This window comes from Ornithinicoccus hortensis, assembly GCF_006716185.1.
In the GTDB taxonomy this organism is placed as follows: domain Bacteria; phylum Actinomycetota; class Actinomycetes; order Actinomycetales; family Dermatophilaceae; genus Ornithinicoccus; species Ornithinicoccus hortensis.
On the sequence record NZ_VFOP01000001.1, the window covers coordinates 2,008,946 to 2,032,366 of the forward strand.

Sequence of the window (23,421 nt, forward strand, 5' to 3'; positions counted from 1 at the left end):
CGTGTGGGACCCGGCCTCACGCGTACCCGGGGCCGTCCTCGGGTCAGCCGCCCGGGTGGTCCAGCCCGAGGTCCAGGACCGGGGCGCTGTGCGTGATCCAGCCGGCCGACACCAGGTCGACCCCCGCCTCGGCCAGTGCCGGGGCGGTGGCCGCCGTCACCGTGCCGGACGCCTCGGTGACCATCGCCCCACCCACCATGCGGACCGCCCGGGCCGTGGTCGCGGCGTCCATGTTGTCCAGCAGGACGGCGTCCACCGGGTCCTGCAGCAACTCGGCGAGCTGCTCCAGGGAGTCCACCTCGACCTCCACGGACACCAGGTGCCCGACCCGGTCCCGGACCCGTCGGACGGCCTCGGTGACCGAGCCGGCGACGGCGATGTGGTTGTCCTTGACGAGCACCGCGTCGTCCAGGCCGAACCGGTGGTTCACCCCGCCGCCGCAGCGGACGGCATACTTCTCCAGCGCGCGCAGCCCCGGCGTGGTCTTGCGGGTGCAACAGACCCGCGTGCGGGTGTGCGCGATCGCGTCGGCGAGCTGCGCGGTGGCGGTCGCGACGCCGCTGAGGTGTCCCAGGAAGTTCAGGGCGACCCGTTCGCCGGTGAGAATGCCGCGCGCCGGCCCGGCGATCCGGGCGACCGGCATGCTGGGTGCCACCCGCTGCCCGTCGTGGACCAGCGGCTCGAACCCGATCCGGTGATCGGTCAGTGCGAGCGCGATGCGGGCGGTGTCCAGCCCGGCGATCACGCCCTCCTGCCTGGCGGTGAGCACGAACTCGGCCGTCGCGTCGGCGGGGACGACCGACTCGGTGGTCAGGTCCCCGGCGCGACCGAGGTCCTCGGCGAGGGCACCGCGGACCACGGGCTCGAGCAGGGCGTCGGGAAGGGGCGTGTGCAGCATCAGGCGCTCCTGGCGATGTCGGGGCCGACCGGTCCGAGGACGTCGGTCAGCCGGATGTCGGTATGTCGGGGGGTGGCATCCGTGTCCGGGTAGTCGGCCCGGGCGTGGCCACCCCGGCTCTCGGTGCGAGCCAGGGCAGACGCGCTGATCATGAGCGCGGCGACGGCCGCGTCGTGGACCCGTCCCGCGGGGGTGCGGGCCGCGATGTCCCGTAGGCGCTCGCTGGCCGCACCCAGGTCGGGCCCGTCGCGGACCACCCCGACCGCGCGCTCCATCAGGGTCCGGATGGCGGTCAGGTCACCCTGCCCGGTGGCGGGAGTCCACCGGCTCGCCGCCGGGTGAGGCCCGTCCGGGGGTGGGGACGACCGCGGTCGCGGGGGCGCACCGGGGGAGCGTTCGCCCTCGCGCAGGTCGGCCGCGACGGCGCGGCCCAGGACGACGGCCTCGAGCAGCGAGTTGCTGGCCAGGCGGTTGGCCCCGTGCAGCCCGGTGCTGGCGACCTCTCCGCAGGCCCAGAGCCCGGGGACGGTGCTCCGGCCCCGCTCGTCCACGGCCACCCCGCCGCAGTGGTAGTGCGCCGCCGCCCTGACCGGGACCAGGTCCGTCACCGGGTCGATACCGCCGGCGTGACAGGCGCCGCCGAACGCCGGGAACTGCTCGACCAGCCGAAGGGCGAGTTCGCCCCGGGCGTCGAGGAAGACGCCCTGCCCGCGCTGGGTCCTGGCATACACCGCCCGGGCCACGACGTCCCGTGCGGCGAGGCTGTCCGGCAGCAGCGGGGCACCACCGGCGTCGACGAGGACGGCGCCCGCACCCCGCACGGCCTCGCTCAGCAGCGGCATGGGGTCAGTGCCCACGTCGAGTGCCGTGGGGTGGAACTGGACCATCTCCAGGTCGCGGAGGAGGGCACCGGCACGGGCGGCCAGGACGAGCCCGCCACCGAGGGCGCCCGTGGGGTTGGTGGTGTGCTGCCACAGGCCGCCGGCGCCGCCGGTGGCCAGCACCACCCGATCGGTGGCGATCCGGCGCGTCGCCCCGGCGTCCTCCACGACCAGGCCGACCACCGCACCGTCGTGCACGACGACGTCCCGGGCCGTCGTGTGGGGGAGCACCGTGATCGAGAGGGTGTGCCGGACCGCCTCCGCGACGGCGCGGAGGATCTCGGCGCCGCTGCCGTCGCCACCGGCGTGCACGATCCGGCTCCGGCCGTGGGCACCTTCCAGCCCCAGGCGGTAGGCCCCCTCCGGGGTGCGGTCGAACCGGGCGCCCAGTCCGGCGAGCAGATCCACGACGCCCTCGGCGGCGTCGGTGACGCGTCGCACCACCACGGGGTCGCACAGGCCGGCGCCCGCGGCCAGCGTGTCGGCGGCGTGCTGCTCGGGGGAGTCACCCGGACCGAGGGCGGCCGCGAGACCGCCCTGGGCACGGGCGCTGGCCGCCAGGGTCCCGACCTCGCCCGTGGTCACGACGGTGCAGGGCAGCGGTGCGAGCTCCAGGGCCGCGACCAGTCCGGCGAGCCCCGCTCCCACGATGACCGGCCCGGCGTCCAGGGGCAGGTGCGTCCGGGCGGTCATACGGCCAACATCCGTTCTACCGCGCGGCGTGCCCGGTCCGCCACGTCCGGCTCGATCGTGACCTCGTGGGTCAGCGACTCCAGCCCGGCGCGGATCTTGGCCAGGCTGCTGCGCTTCATGTGCGGGCACAGGTTGCACGGCCGGACGAAGTCGATCTCCGGGTGCTGGGCGGCGATGTTGTCGCTCATCGAGCACTCGGTGATCAGTGCCACGGTGCTCGGGCGCCGGGTGACCACGAAGTCGAGCATCTGGGCGGTCGACCCGGAGGTGTCCGCCTCGGCCACGACGTCGGGCGGGCACTCGGGGTGTGCCAGGACCACGGCGTCGGGGTGGTCGACCCGTAGTTGTCGGATGTCCTGCGGGGTGAACCGCTCGTGGACCTCGCAGTGGCCCGCCCAGGTGATCACCTCGACCCCGGTCTGGCGGGCGATGTTCTGGGCCAGGAACTCGTCCGGGATCATGATCACCCGGTCGACCCCGAGGGACTCGATCACCCGCACCGCGTTGCCCGAGGTGCAGCAGATATCGCTCTCGGCCTTCACCGCCGCCGAGGTGTTGACGTAGGTGACCACCGGGACACCCGGGTGCTGGCTGCGCAGGTCCCGCACGTCCTGAGCTGTGATCGACTCCGCCAGGGAGCACCCCGCCCGGAGGTCGGGGACCAGCACTGTCTTGGCCGGGTTCAGGAGCTTGGCGGTCTCGGCCATGAAGTGCACGCCGGCGAGCATGATGACGTCGGCGTCGACCGTCTGGGCCTCCCGCGCCAGGGCCAGCGAGTCGCCCACGATGTCCGAGACGCAGTGGAAGATCTCCGGGGTCTGGTAGTTGTGCGCCAGAATCACCGCGTTGCGTTCCCGCTTGAGGTCGAGGATGGCCTCGACGTCCGCCGCGTGGACGGCCCACTCCACCTCCGGGATCACGTGGCGGACCCGGTCATACAGGGCGGCGGTGCGCTCCATCAGGTCGGGGAGGCCGGTGCCCCCGGCACGGCTCATGGTCTCGGTCATCGGGGTCTCCTCGCTCGAGGCTCTTATGCTATGAATGAGCATATCTAGGTGGGACCACTCTAATGCTGAAACTGAGCATTAATCAATCTGTGAGGGCGTGCGGTGCGTCACACCGCGCGGGTCAGCGGGTGCGCGGTTCGGGCAACTTGGTGCCGGCGACGTGGCGTTCGTCGAGGACCTCGCGCCGGAAGCGGTACAACCTGGCGGGCCGACCGCCGGTGTCGGAGTCGGTCTCGCCGGTCGCCTCGACCAGGTCCTGGTGCGTCACCAGCCGCCGGAAGTTCTGCTTGTGCAGGGGTTGGCCGGCCAGCGCCTCGACCGTGGCCTGGAGGCGGCCGAGGGTGAACGTGTCCGGCATCAGCTCGAAGACCACCGGGTGGTACTGGATCTTGGCGCGCAGCCGCGCGATCCCGGTGGCCAGGATCCGCCGGTGGTCCAGGGGCATCGGCTCCCCGGAGCCGGGCAGGGGCTCGGCCCGGCCGCTCTCGGGGATCAGCCCGGCCTCGTAGAGCAGTTCGTAGCGCTGGAGGGCCAGCTCCGGCCGCCAGGGGCGCCCCTCCAGGCCGAAGCACACCGTGCGGCGCAGCGCCCGGCGCTCCCGCTCGGCACCCGTCACAGCCGTCGACCAGTCCTGCAGCGCCGCCACGAGGGGGGCCGTCGCGTCGGGCTCGGTCCCGGCGGACCCTCCGGCGTCCCGGCGGTCCTCCCAGGGGAAGAAGTCGTACCAACCCCGCCACTCCGGGCCGGGGGCGGCGACGGTGGTCAGGCCGAGGTAGGAGACGGAGATCACCTTGCCCGCGGAGCCGGACCGATCGGGGTCGGCGAAGGTGTAGAGCTGCTCGACGTAGCCCAGGCGGTGACCGGTCTGCTGCTCCACCCACGCGCTCAGCCCCGCCTGCATCGACCGATGGTCCGACCGGAGGGGGCCCGCCGGGAGCCGGTCCCGGCCGCCGTCCGTCGTGAGCACCACGGGTGTGCCGTCGGTGACGGCGGCGATGACGGCCACCAGTTCCGTGCCTACCCGTTCACTGCCCACCGGGTCATCATGCCGGACCCGTCCCGGGCGCACCCACCAGGCACGATCGGCGTGCCCGCGGCCGGTATGGCAGGATCTATCGACCGCCAGTTTCCGCACGAACCGCCGGGAGGCCTCGTGACCGCCAGTATCTCCATGCCCGAGGAGGCCGTCATCACACACCCCGCCGAATCCCCGGTCCGACCCGACGAGGGCAACCACCCCGGCACCCGCCGCGTCCTGCTGAAGCTCTCCGGCGAGGCCTTCGGCGGCGGCAAGGTCGGCCTGGACCCCGACGTGGTCCGCGGGATCGCCCGGCAGATCGCGACCGTGGCCCGGGAGGGTGTCCAGATCGCCGTCGTCGTCGGAGGGGGCAACTTCTTCCGCGGGGCACAGCTGCAGCAGCGCGGGATGGAGCGGTCCCGCGCCGACTACATGGGCATGCTCGGCACCGTCATGAACTGCCTGGCGCTGCAGGACTTCCTGGAGCACGAGGGGGTCGAGACCCGCGTGCAGACCGCGATCACGATGGGCCAGGTGGCCGAGCCCTACATCCCGCGGCGCGCCATCCGGCACATGGAGAAGGGGCGCGTGGTGATCTTCGGGGCTGGCGCCGGGATGCCCTACTTCTCCACCGACACCGTCTCGGCCCAGCGGGCGCTGGAGATCAAGTGCGACGCCGTCCTGATGAGCAAGCACGGCGTCGACGGGGTCTACACGGCCGACCCCCGGACCGACCCCGAGGCCCGCAAGCTCGAGACCCTCACCTACGCCGACGCGCTGTCCCGCAACCTGAAGGTGGTCGACGCGGCCGCGTTCAGCCTGTGCATGGAGAACGACCTGCCGATGCTGGTCTTCGGGATGGACGGCGAGGACAGCATCGCCCGCGCCGTGCGGGGTGAGAAGATCGGCACGTTGGTCACCGCCGAATGACCGACCTGGCCCGCCGCCCCGCGGCACGACGGCCCGACTGACCCGAGCACCGCAAAGCCGAGCACGCAGACGCAAGGAGCATGCGAATGTCCGACACCACTGAGATGGCCCTGCTGGAGGGCGAGGAGAAGATGGCCAAGGCCGTCGAGGTCGCCCGCGAGGACATGGCCAGCATCCGCACCGGCCGAGCCCACCCGAGCATGTTCAGCAAGCTGCTGGTGGACTACTACGGCGCGCCGACCCCGCTGCAGCAGCTGGCCTCCTTCCAGGTGCAGGACGCCCGCACGGTCCTCATCCAGCCGTTCGACCGCGGGGCGATGTCCGAGATCGAGAAGGCGCTGCGCGAGTCCGACCTGGGGGTCAACCCGGGCAACGACGGCAACGTCATCCGGATCGTGATGCCGCAGCTCACCGAGGAGCGTCGCCGCGACTACATCAAGTTGGCCCGCAGCAAGGGCGAGGAGGCCAAGGTCTCCGTCCGGAACGTGCGCCGCCATACCAAGGACGTGGTCGACAAGGCCGTCAAGGACGGCGACATCGGCGAGGACGAGGGCAGCCGCGCCGAGAAGGAGCTCGAGGCGCTCACCAAGAAGCACGTGGACGCGATCGACGAACTGCTCAAGAACAAGGAAGCCGAACTGCTGGAGGTCTGACCGACCACGTCCAGGAGGAAGACAGCGTGACCCCGCCTGCGGCCTCCTCGCGCCGCGCATTCCAGGCCCAGCGAAGGGCCCAAGGGGGCAACCCCTCGCCTTCCCGGGCCGGCCGCAACCTGCCGGCCGCCATCGGGGTCGGGGTCGGGCTGGGAGCGCTGGTCATCGCGACCCTGGTGATCTGGAAGCCGGCCTTCCTCATCCTGGTGACCGCCGCGATCGTCCTCGGTGCCGTCGAGATGATCGGCGCGCTGACCCAGGGGCGGATCCACGTCCCGTACGTGCCGACGCTGCTGGGCACCGCGCTGATCGTGCCGGTCGCCTACTACGCGGGGCCCGAGGGGCTGGTGCTCGGGTTCGTCCTGGCCAGCATCGGCATCCTGCTGTGGCGGGCCGTCGACGGGCTGGAGGGCGCACTCAAGGATGTCGCCGGTGGGGTCTTCGTGCTCACCTACCTGCCGGTGATGGCGGGGATCGCGATGCTGATGCTCGCCGCCGAGGACGGGGTGGGGCGCATCCTGACCTTCGCGATCGTCACCGTGGTCAGCGACATCGGGGGGTATGCCGTGGGCGTGGTCGCGGGGCGCCACCCGATGGCGCCCTCGATCAGCCCGAAGAAGTCCTGGGAGGGCTTCGCCGGGTCGGTTTCCAGCTGCCTGGTCGCCGGGGCCCTGACGGTGCCGCTCCTGCTGGACGGGCCGGTGTGGGCAGGGCTGCTGCTGGGGGCGTGCGTGGCGTGCTTCGCCACCATGGGCGACCTGTCGGAGTCGACCATCAAGCGTGACCTGGGCATCAAGGACATGGGCAACCTGCTGCCCGGCCACGGCGGCGTCATGGACCGGCTGGACTCCCTGCTGGTCACGGCGCCGGTCTGTTGGTTGCTGCTGGGTGTCCTCGTCCCGGTGGTTACGGTGCACGGGTGACCGAGGACCAGCGCCCGCTCCCACCCCCGTCCGCCCCGGACCGCCGGCTGATGCTGGTGCACGCCCACCCCGACGACGAGTCGAGCACCACCGGCGCGACCATGGCGCGGTACGCCTCCGAGGGCGCCGGGGTCACGCTCGTCACCTGCACGCTGGGCGAGCTCGGAGAGGTGGTGAGCCCGGACCTGGTCCACCTGGCCGCCGACCGGGAGGATGCCCTCGCGCCCCGCCGGCTGGAGGAGCTCGGCACGGCGATGGCCGCCCTCGGCGTCACCGACTTCGTGCGGCTCGGCGGCGACGGCCGGTGGCGCGACTCCGGCATGGCATACGACCCGCAACGCGGGGTGGTCCCGGCCCCCGACCCGCACGAGGGCAGCTTCTGGCGCGCCGACCTGCTGGAGGCGGCGAACGAGCTGGTCGCGCTGATCCGGGACCGGCGACCGCACGTGCTCATCACCTATGACGAGAACGGCCACTACGGCCACCCGGACCACATCCAGGCCCACCGGGTCGCCACGTATGCCGTCGCGCTCGCCGCCGTGCCCTCCCACCGCCCGGACCTGGGCGCCGCCTGGGGCGTCCAGCGCACCCTGTGGACCGCCATGGCCGAGACCATGGTCCGCACCATGATCCAGGCGGCGCGCGACGCGGGGGAGACCGATGAGTTCTTCGACTCCTTCGACCTGAGCTCGGACGAGCCGCCGATGTTGAGCGTGCGGGACGAGCACATCGACGTCCGGATCGACGGCTACCCCTACGCGGCCCAACGGTTCGCGGCGCTCCGGGCGCACCAGAGCCAGATCCGCCCGGACGAGTTCTTCTTCAAGCTCGAGGGCGCCCCGCCCGGGCTGCTGTGGGAGGAGAGCTACCGCTACGCCTCCGGCGTGCCGCTCGCCGGCCCGGTCGACGACGTCTTCGCCGGTCTGCCGCTCGACGGGGACGACTGACCCTCCCACCCGGGCCCGTTTGTCTGCTCATTCTTAGATTGCTAGCATCACGGTATGACGGCATCCTCGACGACACGGCAGGGTCTTCGGTCGTCCGCCGCGGTCCTCGCCGTGGCGATGCTGTCCGTCGAGCTGGTCGCGGCGATGCAGACCTACGTCACCGGCACCATCACTCCGCTGATGGCCGCCGACCTGGGGGCACAGCAGCACTACGGCCTGCTGGTGGCCGCGGTGCAGGCGGGGCTCTTCCTCACCATGCCGCTGGGGGCGGCGCTGCTCTCGCGGTGGTCCGCGGCGACCATGCTGTCCTGGCTCACGCCCGTGGTGGTGCTGGGCGGGGTGGTCAGCGCGCTGGCGCCGACCTTCCCGGTCTTCCTCGCCGGTCGGGTCCTGGCGGCGCTGGCCAGCGGGGCGCTGATGACGGTCGGGATGTCGGCGCTGGTCACCGCGTTGCCCGAGTCCTGGCGCCGCGGGGTCCTGGCGGGCTACGCGATGGTCTGGCTGGTCGCCTCCCTGGTCGGGCCGCTGTATGCCGGGTGGACGGCGGCCGTCATCGGGTGGCGGTGGGCGCTGGTCGCCTACCTGCCGCTCCTGCTCGTGGCCCGGGCCGTGGTCATCTCCCGGCTCCGGAGGCTGGACCGCGCCGGGCAGGACGGTGACCGGCCGCTCGGGGTGATCCCTGCGATCGCGTTGGCCGCGGGGATCACCCTGGTCTCCCTCGCCGGTCCGTCCTGGCCCAGCCTGGTAGTCGCGGCGGTCGGCACGGTGGTGGTGATCACCGCGTCGGGGCGCATCCTGCCAGCCGGGGTGCTGACCGCCCGGCGTGGTCGACCGAGCGGGGTCCTGGTGGTGGCCGTGCTGTGCGGCAGCTACTTCGGGGCGCAGGCGATCGTCGCGATCACGGCCCACGACCTGCTGGGTCGGGGAGCGGGGTCGATCGCCGTGCTCCTGGGTGCCGGGGGTGCCGGCTGGTCGGTCATGGGGGCGGTGTGCAGCCGCTGGCCGGCACGGGGGGAGGCCTTCACCCGCCGCGTGGCGGTGGGGACCGGCTGCCTGGCGGTCGGCGCGGCGGTGCTCGCCGTGTCCCTGCTGCCCGGCACGGAGGCGCTAGCCGTCGCGGACGTGCGCTGGTGGCTGCACCTGCTCGGCTGGACGCTGTGCGGGGTCGGCATGGGCACCTGCTACGTGGACACCCTCAACCGGGTGCTGGACGAGCCGGAGGTCCCGGACGGGATCGCCACGAGCGAGGCGGCGCAGGCGCTGGTGATGTCCGAGGTGATCGGCACCGCCCTGATCACCACCGCCACGGCCTCCGCGCTCGCCTGGGTCGCGGTCCTCCCGGCCGAGCGGACGGCATACTCCGCGGTCGTCTACGGCGGGCTCGGGGCCCTCGCCCTGCTGCTGGTCCCGCTGTCCCGCCGCGCCTGAGACAATGGGGTGCGATGACCACCGAGCTCCCCACCCCCAGCACGCAGCGTCCCGTCCCCGGGAAGCTGACCTTCAGCGCGCCCCGGCGGGGCAAGCCACCGGCCCACCTGGCCGACCTGGACATGGGTCAGCGGCGTGCCTGGGTCACCGAGCTGGGTGACAAGGCGTTCCGGGCCGACCAGGTCTCGCGGCACTACTTCGAGCGGTTGGTCACCGACCCCGCCGAGATGACCGACCTGCCCAAGGCCGACCGGGAGCAGCTGGTCTCGACCCTGTTGCCGCCGCTGCTCACCCCCGTGCGGGAGCTGTCGACCGACGACGGGGCCACGGTGAAGCAGGTGCACCGGCTGCACGACGGCGCGATGGTGGAGTCGGTCCTGATGCGCTACACCGGCCGGGTGACGATGTGCATCTCCAGCCAGGCGGGCTGCGGGATGAACTGCCCGTTCTGCGCCACCGGTCAGGCCGGGCTGACCCGCAACCTGTCGACCGCCGAGATCGTCGAGCAGGTGGTGGCCGCGGCCCGGTTCCTCCGGCACGGCGACCTCGCCGGGGGCGACGAGGGCGCGGGCACCACCCAGGACGCCCTGCGGGTCAGCAACGTGGTCTTCATGGGGATGGGGGAGGCCCTGGCCAACTACCGCTCGGCGGTCAACGCGATCCGGCGGCTGGTCGACCCCTCGCCGGACGGGCTGGGCATGTCGGCGCGCGGCATCACGATGTCCACGGTCGGCCTGGTGCCCGCGATCGACAAGCTCGCCGCCGAGGGGATCCCGGTCACCCTCGCGCTGTCCCTTCACGCGCCCGACGACGAGCTGCGCGACGAACTGGTCCCGATCAACACCCGGTGGAAGGTCGACGAGGCCCTGGACGCGGCCCGGCGCTACTTCGACACGACCGGTCGGCGGGTGAGCATCGAGTACGCCCTGATCAGGGACATCAACGACCACGGCTGGCGGGCCGACCTGCTGGGCGAGAAGCTCAACGCCCGCGGCCGCGGGTGGGTGCACGTCAACCCGATCCCGCTCAACCCGACCCCCGGGTCGAAGTGGACCGCCTCCCGCCGCGGCGTCGAGCAGAACTTCGTCGAGCGGCTGCGCGCGCACGGCATCCCGACCACGGTGCGCGACACCCGGGGTTCGGAGATCGACGGTGCCTGCGGCCAGCTGGCGGCGACCACCGCCTGACCGGCCGCCACGCGCCGGGCGACGGGCGTCACCGGGCAGGCGGTGCCCGGGCCGGAGTGCGCCGAATGGACCAGTTATTCGCGGATCTCGCGGAAAAACCGGCAACAACCCGTCCGCTCGGCGCACGGACGGCGCGGGTCAGGCGGTCAGGACCTCGGCGGCCGCCTCCGTCGTGTCCACCAGGTGGATGGCGGCGGACATCGGCCGGTCGGCCGCGAGCGCCTGCAGCAGCGGCCACACCGGGAGCCGGCCGGTCCAGTGCTCCTCACCGACCAGGACCAGCGGCGGGACCGGGTCGTCCACCTCGTAATACAGGCGGGTGGCCATCTGGAAGACCTCCTGCACCGTCCCCGCAGCGCCGGGGAGGACGACCAGACCCGCGGTGCTGTGGTGCAGCAGCAGGTCCTCCCGCAGCGCGTTCGAGAAGAACTTGGCGACGAGGTCGCCGAAGACGTTGGGCGGTTCGTGTCCGTAGTGCCAGGTGGGGATGCCGATGCTGCGCACGGTCCGGGGGTCCGACCGCTCCTCGCGGGCTCCCGCACGCCTGGCCCGGAGCGCGGTCAGCGCCCACGGCCCGATGTCCGGGGCGAAGTCGGGCACTTCCGCGACGGCCGCCAGGGCGGACTCCAGGACCTCCTCGTCGGTGCTCCAGGCCCCGAGGTTGGCGGCCTCCATCGCCCCCGGGCCACCGCCGGTGGCCACCAGGAACCCCTTCCCGGCCAGGGCATGACCCACCCGGGCGGCGCTCGTGAACGCCTCGGTGCCCCGCTGCAGGGCGTGACCGCCCATCACCCCGACCACCCGCCGACCGGCCACCACGGCCGCCAGCGCATCGGCCATGGCGTCGTCGTGGATGGCGCGCAGCACGGTGACGTAGGCGTCGTGACGCAGGGCCGCGTCCTCGGCCCATGCGTAGGCCCGGGCGTCCGGGGTGTGCGCGTAGCCGTGCTGGTCCAGCCCGTCGTACAGCTCCTCGGGGGTGTACAGCGACCCCCGGTAGGGCCGGACGGGCGCCGCCGGGTCGGTCGGGAAGATGATCGCCCCGCGGGTGCGGAGGTGCTCGTCGAGCTCGGGGGTGAGCACCCCGCCGAGCACCACCAGGCCCCGCAGGTCCTCCCGTTCCAGGAGCGCCGGCGCCGCCGCGGTCAGGTCCAGCCCCTGGAAGCGGAGCCCGGCCAGCGGCACCCCGGAGGCCAGCACCCGGTCCAGTTGCGCGAGGTCCTCGACCTCCCGGTCGCCGCCCGGTCCCAGGCCGGGCACGATTCGTCCGAACCGCCGGTGCGGGCCGGGCGCTCTGGTCTGGTCACCGGTCGTGGGGGATGCCATGTGTCCCAACCTAACGGCGGGCGTGAGGGTGGTGGAGCGCAGCCGTCTCTACTTAGATGGGGCCATGACGGCGATGACCGAGGAAGAGTACCGGGACCTGATGGCACGCAGCGTCGCGGACCCGGACGGGTTCTGGGGCGAGGCGGCCGGGCAGATCGACTGGTTCCACCCGCCACGCCAGGTGCTGGACGGCTCGGACCCGCCGTTCTACCGGTGGTATCCCGACGGCACCCTCAACGTCTGCTACAACGCGCTGGACCGGCACGTCATCAAGGGGCGGGCCGACCAGACCGCCCTGGTCTACGACAGCCCCGTCACCGGCACGCAACGCAGCTACACCTATGCCGAACTCCTGGACCAGGTGGCCCGGTTCGCCGGCGTGCTGCGCGACCTCGGCGTGACGAAGGGGGACCGGGTCGTCATCTACCTGCCGATGATCCCCGAGGCCGTCATCGCGATGCTGGCCTGCGCCCGGATCGGGGCGGTCCACTCGGTGGTCTTCGGCGGGTTCGCCCCGGCCGAGCTCGCGGCCCGGATCGAGGACGCCCAGCCGGTCGTCGTGGTCTCGGCCTCGTGCGGGATCGAGCCCACCCGGGTGGTGCCCTACAAGCCGATGCTGGATGAGGCGCTGCGCCGCTCGGGTCACCAGCCGGACCACGTGGTCATCATCCAGCGCGAGCAGGAGCCGGCCGAGCTGGGGGAGCGCGACCTGGACTGGGCCGAGCTGATGCACCCCGACGCGGTCGCGCCCGCCGGTTGCGTCCCCGTCGCGGCCACCGACCCGCTGTACGTCCTCTACACCTCCGGCACCACCGGCAAACCCAAGGGGATCGTCCGCGACAGCGGGGGGTATGCCGTGGCGCTGCGCTGGTCGATGACCAACCTGTATGACGTGCAGCCGGGTGAGGCGTGGTTCTGCGGCTCCGACGTCGGCTGGGTCGTCGGCCACTCCTACATCGTCTACGCCCCGCTGCTCACCGGTGCCACCACGATCCTCTACGAGGGCAAGCCGGTCGGCACCCCCGACGCCGGGGCGTTCTGGAGGTTGCTGTCCGAGCACGGCGCCGTGGCGATGTTCACCGCCCCCACCGCGATCCGGGCCATCAAGAAGCTGGACCCGGCGGGTGACCTCGTCGGGCAGCACGACCTGTCCGCCTTCCGGACCCTGTTCCTGGCCGGGGAGCGGCTCGACCCCGACACCTGGCAGTGGGCGTCCGACGCGCTGGGGGTGCCGGTCATCGACAACTGGTGGCAGACCGAGACCGGGTGGCCGATCGTGATGAACCCGGTCGGCTTGCTCCAGCTGCCGATCAAGCCCGGCTCCGCCTCGTTGCCGGTCCCCGGCTACGACGTCCGGGTGCTCGACGAGCGCGGCGAAGAGGTCGGGGCGGACACCGAGGGGGCCATCTGCATCCGGTTGCCGATGCCGCCCGGCACGCTGCCCACGCTGTGGCAGGACGACGAGCGCTACGTCGCGTCCTACCTGTCGACCTTCGAGGGCTACTACCTGACCGGCGACGGCGGGTATGTCGACGCCGACGGCTATGTGTTCGTGATGGGGCGCACCGACGACGTCCTCAACGTGGCCGGTCACCGGCTCTCGACCGGCTCGCTGGAGGAGGCCCTCGCCGGCCACCCCGCGGTGGCCGAGTGTGCCGTCATCGGCGTCACCGATCCGCTCAAGGGCCAGGTCCCCCGGGCGCTGGTGGTCCTCAAGGCCGGGGCCGCCACCGACGGCGAGGGCGCGACCGAGGCGTTGCGGGACGAGCTCGTCGCCCGGGTCAGGTCGGAGGTCGGGGCGGTCGCCGCGCTGCGCCGGGTCGACATCGTCGAGGCGCTGCCCAAGACCCGGTCCGGCAAGATCCTGCGCAAGACCATGCGGGAACTGGCCGACGGCCGCACGCCCCAGGTGCCCAGCACGATCGAGGACGTGGCGGTCCTGGAGGCGCTGCGCGACGTGCTCAAGGACGGCTCCGGCACCTCCTGAGCCCCACCCCGGGGACCCGTGCCGCCTGTGGACGACCGCCCGGCCTGGGGTGGCGACCGGCCTACGCTGACCGGGACGGCGCGCCGACCCGGGTGCGCCGGGACGCGAGGGGGCGTGGATGAGTTCGCTATCGGTGAATCCGGACCAGGTGTGGGCAGCGGCCCAGGAGTTGCGGGCGATCGTCCTGGAGATCGACGCGGTGGCGCAGGCGGTGTCCCGGGCGCTGCACGGCGCCGCGGCCGGGGCGGGGCAGCATGCGCTGGCCGAGGCCGCCCGGGTGGCCGGCGGGCGGTGGGACCGTGCGGTGCGTGAGACGGGGCAGGCCGGGCAGGCGCTGGCCCGGCTGACCGGGGTCGCCGCCGAGGGCTACCACCTGGCCGAGGAGCTGGCCCGCCGCGGGACGACCCCGACCAGGACCCCGGTCCGGTGAACCCGCTCACCACCTCACCGGAGGACCTGCGGGATGCCGCGCGGATGCTGGGCAGGGCGGTCGACGAGGTCGGCCGGTTCAGCGTCCGGGTGGACCGGTTGGAGTGCGGCACCGCCGGATCCTGGCAGGGGCTCGCCGGCATCGGGCAGCGCAGCAGGATGCAGTCGCTGCGCCGGTCGGTGCACGCGTGGTCCGGCCCGCTCGGGGACCTCGCCGGCACCCTCGCCGTGACGGCCGACCATGTCGAGGGCTCCCGGGAGCGCTACCGGGTCCTGCTCGCCCGCCAGGAGACCGCCCGGCACGAGGTCACCTCGTTGCGGGCGGGTGCGGGCGAGCCGACCGACCCGGTCGCCGAGGCCGAACGGGCCCGTCGGATCGAGGAGCTCGAACGCCTCCTGGGGCGCATCACGGCGTCGCTGCACGACGAGGAGAGCGCGCTGGACCGGCTCCTGGACACCGTGCGGTCCCGGGTGGAACAGGCCTGGCCCGACGACCTCTCCGGCGACCTGCAGACCCTGATCCGGGTCGCCGCGGGCGTGGGCGGCGCGTGGAGCGGGCTGCAGCGGCTGCGCCGCGGCGGGCAGTTGCTCTGGACGGTCGAACGGGCCCGGTGGGTCGACCTCAGCGTCCGGCTGGGCCTGGTCGAGCGGGGCCAACGGCTCGCCCGGGCGCTGGCCCGCGCCCCGTGGTGGTCCCGGTGGGCCGGCGGCCCCGGGATCTGGGCGATCCCGCTCACCATCATCCCGACGGCCGCGCGGGACCTGGTGACCGGCGGCGGGTACGACGGTCCCCGGGGCGCGGTCACCCGGGTGAGTGGTGCCGTGGCGATCCCCGCCTCGATCCTGCTCGTGGTGCCCGTGCCCGAGCCCCGGCTCAAGGCGGTCAGCGCCATCTCGCTGGGCGCCTACGGGCTGTGGAAGGGCGGGAACGCGGTGTGGGACCGACGGGAGGTCATCCCGCCGCTGGCCGGCGCGGTCTGGGAGGAGGCGAGGCGGCGCGCGGAGGACCTGGCCGAGGGCCTGCGCCCGGTGGTGCTGGGGCCGCTGACGCCGTGGGCCCCCGAGCTGGGCGGCGACGTCCTGGACTGGGTCCGGGAGCGGGTCGACGACCTGGCCGGGCGGGTGGACGGGGAGTCCACCGGGTGGCGGGAGTTCCTGAACGAGGTGGTCGAGCACTACGGCGACGTGCCGCTGACCGACCTGCCGGACCTGCCCGACCCGGAGGTGACCTGGGACGACCTGCTGCGCGACGTGGGTCCGTGGATCGGGGTGCCCCACGTGCCGATCGACACCGGACCGCGCCTGCCGGTCATCCCACCCTGGCTGGTGCCGCTGCTCCCCGCACCGGGGCGGTGAGGCGGGGATGACGGCGATGGTCTGCCGGCTGACCGACGAGGAGCTCGACGCCCTGACCGACGGGTCGCCCACGCCCGTGGGCTCGCCCTACCTGGAACAGCTCGACCCGGGCGGCCGCGCGGTGGCCCGGCGGACCGCCCAACGGTCGCTGATGGTCCGGCGGCTCCTGGAACCGGCGGGGGAGCTGCGCCCCGACCTGGTCCACGGCTCCGAACGCGGCGACACCGTCCCCGGTCGCGCCACCGGCCTGGTGCGGGTGGTCCTCGACATGCGGGCGGGAGCCCCGTTGGTCGCCGTCCTGCACCGGTGGACCGGCGCTCCCCGGGACGCGCCCCCCGGTGGCGACGAACCCACCGCGCTGTCCCGCTACGTGCACGTGGTCGAGGACGTCCTGGTCACCGAGGACGTCACCGCGACCGGTGTCCACACCTTCGGGTTGCACGGCTACGCCGACCTGGCGACGGTGTTCCGGGAGTTCCTGGTGCCACCGGACGCCTGCGGCACCGTGCCCGGCCCGCCGGGGCGGGAGTTCACCGACCCCGGGGACGCCGACCGGCTGCTCGGGGCGCTCCGTCGACCCACCGTGCTCGCCGAGTCGGTGGTGCTCCACGCTCTCGGCGGTGGTGCCGCCGGTCCCCCGGAGCCCCGCACGCTGGCGCTGGGGCCGCACGGGTGCTTCGCCGGGACCCCGACCCCTGCCGGGACGAGGTACCGGGAGCTGGACGTCGACGCGCTGCTGACCGACCTGGTGGCCGAGGTCCACGCGGCACGGGAGGCGGTCGACGCGGCCCGGGAGGCGGGTGCGGGTCCGACGCGGGAGGCCGTCGGCGGGTGACAATGGCCGGGTGAACCAGCCCCGATCCCTCACCCTGCTCGGCTCGACCGGGTCCATCGGCACGCAGGCCCTGGAGGTGATCGCCGCCCACCCCGGGCAGTTCGAGGTCCTGGCCGTGAGCGCCGGCGGCGCCGACCTCGACCTGCTGGCCCGGCAGGCGGTGCAGGTGCGGGCGGCCCAGGTGGCCGTGGCCTCCGCCGACCGCGAGGAGCTGACCGACCGACTGACCGCAGCGGCCCGCGGGGCCGGGCTCACGGCATACCGACCCGAGGTCCTGGTCGGGCCGACCGCCGCCGAGGCGGTGGCCGGGAACGGGGCCGACGTCGTGCTCAACGGGATCACCGGCAGCATCGGGCTGCGCCCGACCCTGGCCGCGTTGCGGGCCGGGAGCACGCTCGCGCTGGCCAACAAGGAGTCGCTCATCGTCGGGGGGAGCCTGGTCACCGCGATCGCCGCCCACGGCCAGATCGTCCCCGTGGACTCCGAGCACAGCGCGATCGCCCAGTGCCTGCGCAGCGGGCGTCCCTCCGAGGTCCGCCGGCTGGTGGTCACCGCCAGCGGCGGGCCGTTCCGCGGTCGGTCCAGGGCCGACCTGGCCGACGTGACCCCGGCCGACGCGCTGCGCCACCCGAACTTCTCGATGGGCAGGGTGATCACGACCAACTCCGCGACGCTGGTCAACAAGGGGCTGGAGGTGATCGAGGCCCACCTGCTGTTCGACATCCCCTACGACCGGATCGACGTCGTCGTGCACCCGCAACAGCTGATCCACTCCCTGGTCGAGTTCCACGACGGCTCCACGCTCGCGCAGGTGGGCCCCCCGCGGATGCTGGTGCCGATCGCCCTCGGCCTCTCCTGGCCCGACCGGCTGGCGGACGTCGACGAGCCGGTCGACTGGAGCCGGGCCAGCACCTGGGAGTTCCACCCGCTGGACGACGAGGCGTTCCCGGCGGTGCGGCTGGCCCGACAGGTCGGGTCCGCCGGAGGCACCTTCCCGGCCGTCTACAACGCCGCCAACGAGGAGTGCGTCGAGGCCTTCCACTCCGGGCGGATCGGCTTCCTGGACATCGTCGACACCGTCGCGCGGGTCGTGCAGGAGCACGACGGGAACCCTGCCGGGGCGCTGACGGTTGAACAGGTGTTGCACGCCGACGATTGGGCGCGGCGGCAGGCGAGGAGGATGATGGGCCTCGGCACGAGTTCAACCGAGGAGAACGCACCATGATGTACCTGTTGGGGGTCCTGCTGATGCTGGTCGGCATCAGTGCCTCCATCGCACTCCACGAGCTCGGCCATCTGCTCCCGGCCAAGAAGTTCGGGGTCAAGTGCACCCAGTACATGGTGGGCTTCGGCCCGACCCTGTGGTCCCGCCGCAAGGGGGACACCGAATACGGCGTCAAGGCGATCCCGCTCGGCGGGTACGTCCGGATGATCGGGATGTTCCCGCCGCTGCCCGGCCAGGGGGACCGGTTGCGGCCCTCCTCGACCGGCCGGTTCAGCCAGCTGGCCGACCAGGCCCGGGCGGAGTCCGCCGAGGAGATCCTCCCCGGTGACGAGGACCGCGTCTTCTACAAGCTGCCGGTGTGGAAGCGGGTCGTCATCATGTTGGGCGGGCCGGTCACCAACCTGGTGATCGCCACCGTCCTGCTGACCGGCATCATCACCGTCTACGGCATCCCCGAGTACACCTCCAAGGTCTCGACCGTCTCGGCCTGCGCGCCGGCCGACCCGGCCGCGACCTCGTGCGAGGGCCAGCCCCCGTCGCCGGCGCTCGCCGCCGGCCTCGAGGAGGGCGACGTGATCACCGCCGTCGACGGGCAGGCGGTGCAGGGGTGGGGCGAGACCTCCTACGCCATCCAGAACGCCACGTCACCGGCGACGATCACCGTCGACCGGGACGGCACCACCCGGGAGCTCACGGTCCAGCTGACCACCGTGGACCGGCCGCTGCTGCGCCCCGACGGCACCCCGCAGCTGGACGAGGCGGGTCAACCGGTGCTCGGGCAGGTCTCCTTCCTGGGGGCCAGCGGCTCCGTGGAGTACATCCCGCAGCCGGTGAGCGACGCCCCGACCTACGTGGGCACCGCCCTGGTCGAGACCGGCAAGATCTTCCTGGCGCTGCCGGAGAAGATGGTCGGCGTCTGGCAGGCCGCCTTCGGCGGGGACGACCGCGACGAGACCGGCCCCATCTCGGTGGTCGGCGTCGGCCGCGTGGCCGGCGAGGTCACCGCCGGGGGCCTCGGCGCGCTGACCGGCACCTTCGCCGCCAAGATGGTGCTCCTGCTCAACTTGCTGGCCTCGCTCAACATCGCGCTGTTCGTGTTCAACATGATCCCGCTGCTGCCGCTCGACGGCGGTCACGTGGCCGGCGCCCTGTGGGAGGGCCTCAAACGCACCGTCGCCCGGGTCTTCGGGCGGCCCGACCCCGGCCCGGTGGACATCGCCAAGGCGCTGCCGCTGGCCTACACCGTCGCCATGGTCTTCATCGGGATGACCGTGCTGCTGGTCTATGCCGACCTCGTGAACCCGATCCGGCTCGGCGGCTGACCGCCCGCCCGGTCGCCCCGTGACCCACCAACCCCTGGGAGATACTGAACCTATGACTGCTGGCACCCCCATCGCCCTCGGTATGCCGTCCGCGCCCCCGCCCGTGCTCGCCCCCCGCCGCAAGAGCCGCAAGATCAAGGTCGGCAAGGTCGAGGTCGGGGGTGACGCCCCCGTGTCGGTGCAGTCGATGACCACCACCCCGACGACCGACATCAACGCGACGCTGCAGCAGATCGCCGAGCTCACCGCCACCGGCTGCGACATCGTCCGGGTGGCCTGCCCGTCCGCCGACGACGCCGAGGCACTGCCGGCCATCGCCCGCAAGTCCCAGATCCCGGTGATCGCCGACATCCACTTCCAGCCCAAGTACGTCTTCGCCGCGATCGACGCCGGCTGCGCCGCCGTCCGGGTCAACCCGGGCAACATCCGCAAGTTCGACGACCAGGTCAAGGAGATCGCCCGCGCCGCCAAGGACGCCGGCGTCTCCATCCGGATCGGTGTCAACGCCGGCTCCCTGGACAAGCGGCTGCTGGAAAAGTACGGCAAGCCAACCGCCGAGGCACTGGTGGAGTCCGCCGTCTGGGAGGCCTCGCTGTTCGAGGAGCACGACTTCCACGACTTCAAGATCTCGGTCAAGCACAACGACCCCGTCGTGATGGTGCGCGCCTACGAACTGCTCGCCGAGCGCGGCGACTGGCCGCTGCACCTGGGCGTCACCGAGGCGGGCCCGGCGTTCCAGGGCACCATCAAGTCCTCGGTCGCCTTCGGGGCGCTGCTGTCCAAGGGGATCGGGGACACCATCCGGGTCTCGCTGTCCGCCCCGCCGGTGGAGGAGGTCAAGGTCGGCAACCAGATCCTGCAGAGCCTGAACCTCAAGCCCCGCAAGCTGGAGATCGTCTCCTGCCCCTCCTGCGGCCGGGCCCAGGTGGACGTCTACACCCTGGCCGACGAGGTCACCGCCGGGCTGGAGGGTCTGGAGGTGCCGCTGCGGGTCGCCGTCATGGGCTGCGTGGTGAACGGTCCGGGGGAGGCCCGCGAGGCAGACCTGGGCGTCGCCTCGGGCAACGGCAAGGGACAGATCTTCGTCAAGGGCGAGGTCATCAAGACCGTCCCGGAGAGCCAGATCGTGGAGACCCTGATCGAGGAGGCCATGCGGATCGCCGAGGAGATGGGTGAGCCCGTCGACGGGCAGGCCTCCGGCTCGCCGTCCGTCGTCGTCGGCTGAGCCCTCCCACGACCGACCCCGCGCCTGCCGTATGCCGTTCCCCAGCTTCCTGCCGAACCGTCAGCTGGTCCTGGTGGACCTGCTGGCGATGATGCTGGCGGTCAACCCGGGCCAGCGGGCGGTCATCGCCGTGGACGGGGTGGACGGGGCGGGCAAGACCCACCTGGTGGGGGAGTTGCTCGCGCTGGGGCGCGAGGTGGCCGGCCGGGAGATGGTGGGGATCTCGATCGACGGCTTCCACCGGCCCCGGGCCGATCGGATCGCGGCGGGGACCGGGCCGGACGGGTTCTACCACGGCTCCTTCGACTACGACGCGTTCCGGGCCAAGGTGCTGCGCCCGTTCCGCGCGGGCCGGGAGTTCGTGCCGGCGGTGCACGACGTGACGACCGACGAGGCGGTCTTCCCCGACCCGGTCGAGGCCTCCGAGGACGCGGTGCTGCTGGTCGACGGGATCTTCCTGCGGCGCCCGGAGCTGTATGCCGAGTGGGACGCCTCGGTCTTCCTGCTGGTGCCGTTCGACGTGTCCGTGCCGCGGGGCAACGCGCGGTTCCCGGACCGCGCGGGCACCGGGGACCCGGCGCACGCCGCGAACGAACGCTACGTCGGCGGTCAGCGGCTCTACCTGCAGCAGGCGCGGATCAACCCGCCGACCTGGATCCTGGACAACACCGACCTGCAGCGCCCGCACCTGTTGGAGCCGGACCCGGACGAGCCCCAGTGGTTCGGGTGAACCACCGGGGCCCGTCGCGTCGTGCGGTCGGTCGGAGGAGGTCCTACTCCTCGGCCTCCTCGGCGGCCTTCTCCTCGATCGCCTCGGTGTCCTCGTCCACCCAGTCGAAGGTCTTGGTGACGGCCTTCTTCCAGTTGCGGTAGAGGCGCTCGCGCTCCGCCTCGCCCATCGCCGGGGACCACCGGGCACCCTCGGCCCAGTTGTCGATGACGTCCTGCTCGCCCGACCAGAAGCCGACGGCGATGCCTGCGGCGTAGGCGGCGCCCAGGGCGGTCGTCTCGGCGACCTTGGGCCGGACCACGTCGACCCCGAGGATGTCGGCCTGGAACTGCATCAGGGTCTCGTTGGCGATCATGCCGCCGTCGACCCGCAGCTCGGCCAGGTCCACGCCGGAGTCGGCGTTCATCGCGTCCAGCACCTCACGGGTCTGGAACGCGGTGGACTCCAGTGCGGCCCGGGCGATGTGGTGCTTGTTGACGTAGCGGGTCAGCCCGACGACCGCGCCGCGGGCGTCGTCCTTCCAGTACGGCGCGAACAGGCCGGAGAAGGCCGGGACGATGTAGCACCCGCCGTTGTCGTCGACCTTCTTGGCCAGCGTCTCGACCTCGGGGGCCTCCTTGATCAGCCCCAGGTTGTCCCGCAGCCACTGCACCAGCGACCCGGTGACCGCGATCGAGCCCTCGAGCGCGTAGACGGTGTCCTGGTCACCGATCTTGTAGCAGACCGTGGTGAGCAGGCCGTTCTCGCTCGGGACGATCTCGGTGCCGGTGTTCAGCAGCATGAAGTTGCCGGTGCCGTAGGTGTTCTTGGACATGCCCTTCTCGAAGCACGCCTGACCGAACGTCGCGGCCTGCTGGTCACCGAGGATGCCCGCGATCGGCACGCCGAGCTTGGTGCTCTCGCCGTAGACCTCCGAGGAGGACTTGATCTCGGGCAGCATGGACAGCGGGATGCCCATGTCGGCGGCGATGTTCTCGTCCCAGCTGAGGGTCTTCAGGTCCATCAGCATGGTGCGCGAGGCGTTGGTCACGTCGGTGACGTGCACGCCCCCGTCGGGCCCACCGGTGAGGTTCCACAGGGTCCAGCAGTCGGTGTTGCCGAACAGCAGGTCACCGGCCTCGGCCCGCTCCCGGGCGCCCTCGACGTTGTCCAGGATCCACTTCACCTTGGGACCGGAGAAGTAGGTGGCCAGCGGCAGGCCGCAGATCGCCTTGTACTTGTCGGCGCCCTCGTCGCCGCCGAGCTCGGCCACGATCTTGTCGGTGCGGGTGTCCTGCCACACGATCGCGTTGTAGACCGGCTCACCGGTGTTCTTGTCCCACACCACCGCGGTCTCGCGCTGGTTGGTGATGCCGATGGCGGCGAGCTGGTTGTTGGCCAGGGCACCCTTGCCCATCGCCTGCCCGATCACCTCCCGGGTGTTGTCCCAGATCTCGGTGGGGTTGTGCTCGACCCACCCGGCCTTGGGGAAGATCTGCTCGTGTTCCTTCTGCCCGACGGAGTGGATCTCGCCGGACTTGGTGAACACGATCGCCCGGGTACTGGTCGTGCCCTGGTCGATCGCGAGTACGTAGTCAGCCATCGTTGTGTGTTTCCTTCATCTCGTGGTGAGGGGCGCCGGTCAGGCGACGCCCATGAAGAGGAGTCCGGCGATGAGGCCGCCCAGGATGGGGCCGACGACGGGGATCCAGGAGTAGCCCCAGTCGTTGCTGCCCTTGCCCGGGATCGGCAGCAGCGCGTGCGCGATGCGCGGACCAAGGTCACGGGCCGGGTTGATCGCGTAGCCGGTGGGTCCACCGAGGCTGGCACCGATCCCGACCACGAGCAGCGCGACCGCCAGCGGGCCCAGGCCCGAGGGGGTGCTGCCGAAGTAGAGGATGACGAAGACCAGCACGAAGGTGCCGATCACCTCGGTGACGACGTTCCACACCGGGGTGCGCAGCTCGGGGCCGGTCGAGAAGACGGCCAGCTTGGTGGCGCCGTCGGCGTCCTCGTCGAAGTGCTTCTTGTAGGCGGCCCAGCAGAGCACGGCACCGATGAAGGCACCGATCATCTCCGCGGCCAGGTAGGCGATGGTGTTGCCGACGTTGATCGCCAGGGCGGCCTCGCCGCCGTAGTTCTCGGCACCGCTGGCCATGATGCCGAAGGTGACTGCCGGGTTCAGGTGGGCCCCGGACTTGTAGGCGACGTAGACACCGGCGAAGACCGCCAGGCCCCAGCCGAAGTTGATCAGCAGCCAGCCGCCGTTGTTGCCCTTGGTCTTGGGCAGGATCGCGTTGGCGACCACACCGCAACCGAGCAGGGTCAGCATCGCGGTGCCCATGACTTCCGGGAGGAAGATTTCTCCCATCAGGTACTCCGTTCTCTCCGTTGAGTGATTCAGACTGGAGCAGCGTCCCAGAACGGCAAGCTACTGACGGG

The 23,421-nt window shown here is 72.4% G+C and carries 21 protein-coding genes; 14 read left to right on the forward strand and 7 right to left on the reverse strand.

What is annotated here, in order from left to right; translation table 11 throughout:
- Positions 1–43: 43 nt before the first annotated feature.
- From nadC to FB467_RS09365, 4 genes are all read right to left on the reverse strand, one after another.
- Positions 44–898, reverse strand: coding sequence for a carboxylating nicotinate-nucleotide diphosphorylase (gene nadC / locus FB467_RS09350; protein ID WP_141784855.1), 855 nt, complete (start codon positions 896–898; stop codon positions 44–46).
- The gene (locus tag FB467_RS09355) at positions 898–2,472 is read right to left on the reverse strand and encodes an L-aspartate oxidase (protein ID WP_141784856.1); all 1,575 of its coding nucleotides are present in this window, start codon (positions 2,470–2,472) and stop codon (positions 898–900) included. The genes nadC and FB467_RS09355 overlap by 1 nt, the downstream gene beginning before the upstream one ends.
- Positions 2,469–3,479, reverse strand: a complete 1,011-nt coding sequence (gene nadA / locus FB467_RS09360) for a quinolinate synthase NadA (RefSeq protein ID WP_228393460.1) — start codon at positions 3,477–3,479, stop codon at positions 2,469–2,471. The genes FB467_RS09355 and nadA overlap by 4 nt, the downstream gene beginning before the upstream one ends.
- Before the next feature lie 121 nt (positions 3,480–3,600).
- The gene (locus tag FB467_RS09365) at positions 3,601–4,515 is read right to left on the reverse strand and encodes an NUDIX hydrolase (RefSeq protein ID WP_141784857.1); all 915 of its coding nucleotides are present in this window, start codon (positions 4,513–4,515) and stop codon (positions 3,601–3,603) included.
- A 117-nt stretch (positions 4,516–4,632) separates the two neighbouring features.
- Between FB467_RS09365 and pyrH the strand changes: the two genes are divergently transcribed.
- The 6 genes from pyrH (at position 4,633) to rlmN (ending at position 10,565) form a co-directional block, all read left to right on the forward strand.
- Positions 4,633–5,427, forward strand: coding sequence for a UMP kinase (gene pyrH, locus FB467_RS09370; protein ID WP_228393461.1), 795 nt, complete (start codon positions 4,633–4,635; stop codon positions 5,425–5,427).
- Positions 5,428–5,513: 86 nt separating this feature from the next.
- Entirely contained in the window at positions 5,514–6,080 is a 567-nt protein-coding gene (gene frr / locus FB467_RS09375; RefSeq protein WP_141784858.1) for a ribosome recycling factor, read from the forward strand.
- Positions 6,081–6,106: 26 nt separating this feature from the next.
- Positions 6,107–7,003: a phosphatidate cytidylyltransferase gene (locus FB467_RS09380; RefSeq protein ID WP_141784859.1), complete on the forward strand. Its 897-nt coding sequence runs from the start codon at positions 6,107–6,109 to the stop codon at positions 7,001–7,003.
- The gene (mshB, locus tag FB467_RS09385; RefSeq protein ID WP_211350583.1) at positions 7,000–7,950 is read left to right on the forward strand and encodes an N-acetyl-1-D-myo-inositol-2-amino-2-deoxy-alpha-D-glucopyranoside deacetylase; all 951 of its coding nucleotides are present in this window, start codon (positions 7,000–7,002) and stop codon (positions 7,948–7,950) included. Before FB467_RS09380 ends, mshB begins: the two co-directional genes overlap by 4 nt.
- Positions 7,951–8,004: 54 nt before the next feature.
- Positions 8,005–9,378, forward strand: a complete 1,374-nt coding sequence (locus FB467_RS09390) for an MFS transporter (protein ID WP_141784860.1) — start codon at positions 8,005–8,007, stop codon at positions 9,376–9,378.
- Positions 9,379–9,392: 14 nt separating this feature from the next.
- Positions 9,393–10,565, forward strand: coding sequence for a dual-specificity RNA methyltransferase RlmN (gene rlmN, locus FB467_RS09395; protein WP_141784861.1), 1,173 nt, complete (start codon positions 9,393–9,395; stop codon positions 10,563–10,565).
- 138 nt (positions 10,566–10,703) lie between these two features.
- On the opposite strand, the gene FB467_RS09400 is transcribed toward rlmN, so the two are convergent.
- On the reverse strand, positions 10,704–11,891 hold the full coding sequence (locus tag FB467_RS09400) for an LOG family protein (protein ID WP_141784862.1): 1,188 nt from the start codon (positions 11,889–11,891) through the stop codon (positions 10,704–10,706).
- Positions 11,892–11,964: 73 nt separating this feature from the next.
- On the opposite strand from FB467_RS09400, the gene FB467_RS09405 reads away from it, so the two are divergent.
- The 8 genes from FB467_RS09405 to FB467_RS09440 all read left to right on the forward strand — a co-directional run bounded on the left by FB467_RS09405 (position 11,965) and on the right by FB467_RS09440 (position 21,000).
- Complete coding sequence (locus tag FB467_RS09405; RefSeq protein WP_141786582.1) at positions 11,965–13,878, forward strand: propionyl-CoA synthetase; 1,914 nt, start codon at positions 11,965–11,967, stop codon at positions 13,876–13,878.
- Between the two features lie 118 nt (positions 13,879–13,996).
- Complete coding sequence (locus tag FB467_RS09410) at positions 13,997–14,308, forward strand: hypothetical protein (protein WP_141784863.1); 312 nt, start codon at positions 13,997–13,999, stop codon at positions 14,306–14,308.
- Positions 14,305–15,663, forward strand: a complete 1,359-nt coding sequence (locus FB467_RS09415) for a hypothetical protein (RefSeq protein ID WP_141784864.1) — start codon at positions 14,305–14,307, stop codon at positions 15,661–15,663. The genes FB467_RS09410 and FB467_RS09415 overlap by 4 nt, the downstream gene beginning before the upstream one ends.
- 7 nt (positions 15,664–15,670) lie before the next feature.
- Positions 15,671–16,498, forward strand: a complete 828-nt coding sequence (locus tag FB467_RS09420) for a hypothetical protein (protein ID WP_141784865.1) — start codon at positions 15,671–15,673, stop codon at positions 16,496–16,498.
- 10 nt (positions 16,499–16,508) lie between these two features.
- Positions 16,509–17,723, forward strand: coding sequence for a 1-deoxy-D-xylulose-5-phosphate reductoisomerase (gene dxr, locus FB467_RS09425; protein ID WP_141784866.1), 1,215 nt, complete (start codon positions 16,509–16,511; stop codon positions 17,721–17,723).
- The gene (locus FB467_RS09430) at positions 17,720–19,045 is read left to right on the forward strand and encodes a M50 family metallopeptidase (protein ID WP_141784867.1); all 1,326 of its coding nucleotides are present in this window, start codon (positions 17,720–17,722) and stop codon (positions 19,043–19,045) included. Before dxr ends, FB467_RS09430 begins: the two co-directional genes overlap by 4 nt.
- Positions 19,046–19,097: 52 nt before the next feature.
- Complete coding sequence (gene ispG / locus FB467_RS09435) at positions 19,098–20,270, forward strand: flavodoxin-dependent (E)-4-hydroxy-3-methylbut-2-enyl-diphosphate synthase (RefSeq protein ID WP_141784868.1); 1,173 nt, start codon at positions 19,098–19,100, stop codon at positions 20,268–20,270.
- A gap of 31 nt (positions 20,271–20,301) precedes the next feature.
- Positions 20,302–21,000, forward strand: coding sequence for a nucleoside/nucleotide kinase family protein (locus tag FB467_RS09440; protein ID WP_141784869.1), 699 nt, complete (start codon positions 20,302–20,304; stop codon positions 20,998–21,000).
- A gap of 43 nt (positions 21,001–21,043) precedes the next feature.
- On the opposite strand, the gene glpK is transcribed toward FB467_RS09440, so the two are convergent.
- Both glpK and FB467_RS09450 read right to left on the reverse strand, forming a co-directional pair.
- Positions 21,044–22,582, reverse strand: coding sequence for a glycerol kinase GlpK (gene glpK / locus FB467_RS09445; RefSeq protein ID WP_141784870.1), 1,539 nt, complete (start codon positions 22,580–22,582; stop codon positions 21,044–21,046).
- 39 nt (positions 22,583–22,621) lie between these two features.
- Positions 22,622–23,350 carry an MIP/aquaporin family protein gene (locus FB467_RS09450; RefSeq protein ID WP_141784871.1) on the reverse strand — a complete coding sequence of 243 codons (729 nt, stop codon included), beginning with the start codon at positions 23,348–23,350 and terminating at the stop codon, positions 22,622–22,624.
- Between the last annotated feature and the right edge of the window lie 71 nt (positions 23,351–23,421).

Coding starts and splice junctions, on each gene's coding strand:
- nadC (WP_141784855.1), bottom strand. CDS start 898: ATGCTGCACACGCCCCTTCCCGACGCCCTGCTCGAGCCCGTGGTCCGC.
- FB467_RS09355 (WP_141784856.1), bottom strand. CDS start 2,472: ATGACCGCCCGGACGCACCTGCCCCTGGACGCCGGGCCGGTCATCGTG.
- nadA (WP_228393460.1), bottom strand. CDS start 3,479: ATGACCGAGACCATGAGCCGTGCCGGGGGCACCGGCCTCCCCGACCTG.
- FB467_RS09400 (WP_141784862.1), bottom strand. CDS start 11,891: ATGGCATCCCCCACGACCGGTGACCAGACCAGAGCGCCCGGCCCGCAC.
- rlmN (WP_141784861.1), top strand. CDS start 9,393: ATGACCACCGAGCTCCCCACCCCCAGCACGCAGCGTCCCGTCCCCGGG.
- FB467_RS09405 (WP_141786582.1), top strand. CDS start 11,965: ATGACCGAGGAAGAGTACCGGGACCTGATGGCACGCAGCGTCGCGGAC.
- FB467_RS09420 (WP_141784865.1), top strand. CDS start 15,671: ATGACGGCGATGGTCTGCCGGCTGACCGACGAGGAGCTCGACGCCCTG.
- FB467_RS09450 (WP_141784871.1), bottom strand. CDS start 23,350: ATGGGAGAAATCTTCCTCCCGGAAGTCATGGGCACCGCGATGCTGACC.
- FB467_RS09410 (WP_141784863.1), top strand. CDS start 13,997: ATGAGTTCGCTATCGGTGAATCCGGACCAGGTGTGGGCAGCGGCCCAG.
- ispG (WP_141784868.1), top strand. CDS start 19,098: ATGACTGCTGGCACCCCCATCGCCCTCGGTATGCCGTCCGCGCCCCCG.
- FB467_RS09390 (WP_141784860.1), top strand. CDS start 8,005: ATGACGGCATCCTCGACGACACGGCAGGGTCTTCGGTCGTCCGCCGCG.
- FB467_RS09440 (WP_141784869.1), top strand. CDS start 20,302: ATGCCGTTCCCCAGCTTCCTGCCGAACCGTCAGCTGGTCCTGGTGGAC.
- FB467_RS09430 (WP_141784867.1), top strand. CDS start 17,720: ATGATGTACCTGTTGGGGGTCCTGCTGATGCTGGTCGGCATCAGTGCC.
- frr (WP_141784858.1), top strand. CDS start 5,514: ATGTCCGACACCACTGAGATGGCCCTGCTGGAGGGCGAGGAGAAGATG.
- glpK (WP_141784870.1), bottom strand. CDS start 22,582: ATGGCTGACTACGTACTCGCGATCGACCAGGGCACGACCAGTACCCGG.